The organism is Mesorhizobium sp. M7A.F.Ca.CA.001.08.2.1 (genome assembly GCF_003998455.1).
Classification (GTDB): domain Bacteria; phylum Pseudomonadota; class Alphaproteobacteria; order Rhizobiales; family Rhizobiaceae; genus Mesorhizobium; species Mesorhizobium ciceri.
In genome coordinates this window covers 1-2,532 of the sequence record NZ_RZPW01000841.1, presented here as the reverse complement: position 1 = coordinate 2,532, position 2,532 = coordinate 1, and the positions used below count along the sequence as shown (strand labels likewise).

Genomic DNA, 2,532 nt, shown 5'->3' with positions numbered 1-2,532 from the left:
GTTGGTGGCACGACCGTCGCGCTGGCTGCGTGCGCCATGTCGCGGCGCCGAAAATCAAGGCGGTCGACACGCTCGCCGCCGGCGATGTCTTTCACGGCGCCTTCGCCGTCGGGCTGGCGGAAGCCATGCCGGTCGAGCAGGCTTTGCGGTTTGCCAGTGCGGCCGCGGCGCTCAAATGCCTGCGCTTCGGCGGCAGGCTTGGCGCGCCGAACCGAGCCGAGACGCTGGCCATGGTTGCGCAGACCTGGCCTGCCTGAGACAGACCTAGCCCTTCGCGGGGTGCTCGACCGCCTGACGGCCGAAATCGGGAACGTCGATGTCCTGGCCGGCTTCGATGATCGAGCGGCGCACGGCGCGGGTGCGGGTGAACAGGTCGAAGAGTTTTTCGCCGTCGCCCCAGCGGATTGCGCGCTGCAGCGACGCCAGATCTTCCGAGAACCGCGCCAGCATTTCGAGGATGGCGTCCTTGTTGTGCAGGCAGACATCCCGCCACATGGTCGGATCGGAGGCGGCAAGGCGGGTGAAGTCGCGGAAGCCGGAAGCCGAATATTTGATCACTTCGGATTTGGTCACCGACTGCAGATCATCGGCGGTGCCGACGATGTTGTAGGCGATGATGTGCGGCAGATGCGAGACGATGGCCAGCGTCATATCGTGATGCTGGGGATCCATCGTGTCGATGTTGGCGCCGCAGCGCCGCCAGAACTCCGACAGCCTCTCCAACGCGTCCGGGTCGGTGTCGGGCAGCGGCGTGAAGATGCACCAGCGATTGTCGAACAGGTCGGCGAAACCGGCGTCGGGGCCGGATTTTTCTGTGCCCGCCAGCGGGTGGCCGGGAATGAAATGGACACCTTCAGGCACATAAGGCTGCATTTGCGCAATGACAGACGCCTTGGTCGAGCCGACATCGGTGAGGATCGCGCCCGGCTTCAGCGCCGGCGCGATTTCCTCGGCAACCGCGCCGGACGAGCCGACCGGCACCGAAATGATGACCAGGTCGGCATCGCGGACAGCTTCTCTCGCATCGGTGCTATAGCCATCGCCCAGCCCAAGCTCCTCGGCCCGTGCCAGCGTCGCCGCACTGCGGGTCGAGATGGATACGTGGCGGGCGAGGCCCTCGCGGCGGATGACGCGGGCCAGCGACGAGCCGATCAGGCCGATGCCGACCAGCGCGATCTTTTCAAACATCGGTGATGTCATGGTTTCTAGCTTTTCAGGAATGTCGTGAGAGCGGCGACAACGCCGCGATTGGCCTCTTCGGTACCGACGGTCATGCGCAGCGCGTTGGGAAAGCCATAGCCCGAAACGCGCCGCAATATATAGCCGCGCGCCGTCAGATAGTCGTCCGCCGCCGCTGCCGAATGTTTCTGGTCCTCGGGAAAATGAATGAGGATGAAATTGCCGACGCTGGGCGTCACCCGCAACCCAAGCTTTGTGAATTCCGCACTCAGCCAGGCCAGCCAGGTCTCGTTGTGCGCCACGCTGCGCTCGACATGGGCGCGATCGCGAATGGCGGCGATGCCGGCCTCGATCGCCGTCGCATTGACGTTGAAGGGGCCGCGTACGCGGTTGATGGCGTCGACGATGTGCATCGGCGCATACATCCAGCCGATCCGCGCCCCGCCAAGGCCGATCTTGGAGAAGGTCCGGGTCATCACCACGTTCTCTGCGCTGCCGACCAGTTCGATGCCGGCCTCATAGTCGTTGCGGCGGACATATTCGGCATAGGCCGCGTCGAGCACCAGAAGCACGTTCTTCGGCAGTGCGGCATGCAGACGCCGCACCTCCTGGAATGGCACATAGGTGCCGGTCGGGTTGTTGGGATTGGCGAGGAACACGATCTTGGTGCGCGGCGTGACGGCGGCCAGGACGGCGTCGATATCGGCGCGCTCGTCTGTTTCCTTGATCGTCACCGGAACGGCGCCCGCCGACTGGATGTAGATCTTGTAGACCATGAAGGCGTGTTCGGTGATGACGGCCTCGTCGCCGGGCGCCAGATAGGTCTGCGCCAGCAGGCCGAGGATCTCGTCGGAGCCGTTGGAGCAGATGATGTTCTGCGGGTTGAGGCCATGCACCTCGGCGATCGCTTCGCGCAGCCGCCTGGCGGTGCCATCTGGATAGACGTCAAGCTTGCCGGCAATCTCGCGCGCGGCTTCGATCGCCTTCGGTGAGGGCCCGAGCGGGTTCTCGTTGGAGGACAGCTTGTGGACCTTGGCGACGCCGGCAGGCGCCGTGCTCTTGCCCGGCACATAGGCGTCTATGTCCATGATGCCCGCGCGCGGGGTTGGACGTGCCTGGTCCGGTGTCTGGCTCATGTCGCAATATCCGTCGAGAACGCTTCCTGAGGGAAGCCGCAGCGGAAATACAAGCCGTGGCCTGCAATGTCGAGAGGCGACAGCCTCCCGCCCAAGGCAGGCCGTTGACGCCGGCGCGCCACAGCCCTAGAAGGGGAGCGAACTTCCGTGGTGATTTGGCCGGTCGGCTTGCAGCCACGTTAAACAACTTGCTAAAGGGCCGTTTGCATCCTGTAAC

At 64.5% G+C, this 2,532-nt stretch carries 3 protein-coding genes and 1 riboswitch; of the genes, 1 reads left to right on the top strand and 2 read right to left on the bottom strand.

The genetic code is table 11. The annotated features are described in order from the left end of the window. A partial coding sequence (locus tag EN914_RS31840) for a PfkB family carbohydrate kinase (RefSeq protein WP_245497886.1) occupies positions 1–257 on the top strand: 257 nt, incomplete at its 5' end. 7 nt (positions 258–264) lie between these two features. Here the strand turns inward: EN914_RS31840 and EN914_RS31835 are convergent. Next, positions 265–1,200, bottom strand: a complete 936-nt coding sequence (locus EN914_RS31835) for a prephenate/arogenate dehydrogenase family protein (protein WP_024503753.1) — start codon at positions 1,198–1,200, stop codon at positions 265–267. Positions 1,201–1,205: 5 nt separating this feature from the next. Beyond that, positions 1,206–2,315 carry a histidinol-phosphate transaminase gene (gene hisC / locus EN914_RS31830; RefSeq protein WP_024503752.1) on the bottom strand — a complete coding sequence of 370 codons (1,110 nt, stop codon included), beginning with the start codon at positions 2,313–2,315 and terminating at the stop codon, positions 1,206–1,208. Between the two features lie 137 nt (positions 2,316–2,452). Continuing rightward, a riboswitch (SAM riboswitch) is annotated at positions 2,453–2,530 on the top strand. Positions 2,531–2,532: the final 2 nt, after the last annotated feature.

Excerpts from the sequence above, each read along its gene's own strand:
- hisC (WP_024503752.1), bottom strand. The coding sequence starts at position 2,315 with ATGAGCCAGACACCGGACCAGGCACGTCCAACCCCGCGCGCGGGCATC.
- EN914_RS31835 (WP_024503753.1), bottom strand. The coding sequence starts at position 1,200 with ATGACATCACCGATGTTTGAAAAGATCGCGCTGGTCGGCATCGGCCTG.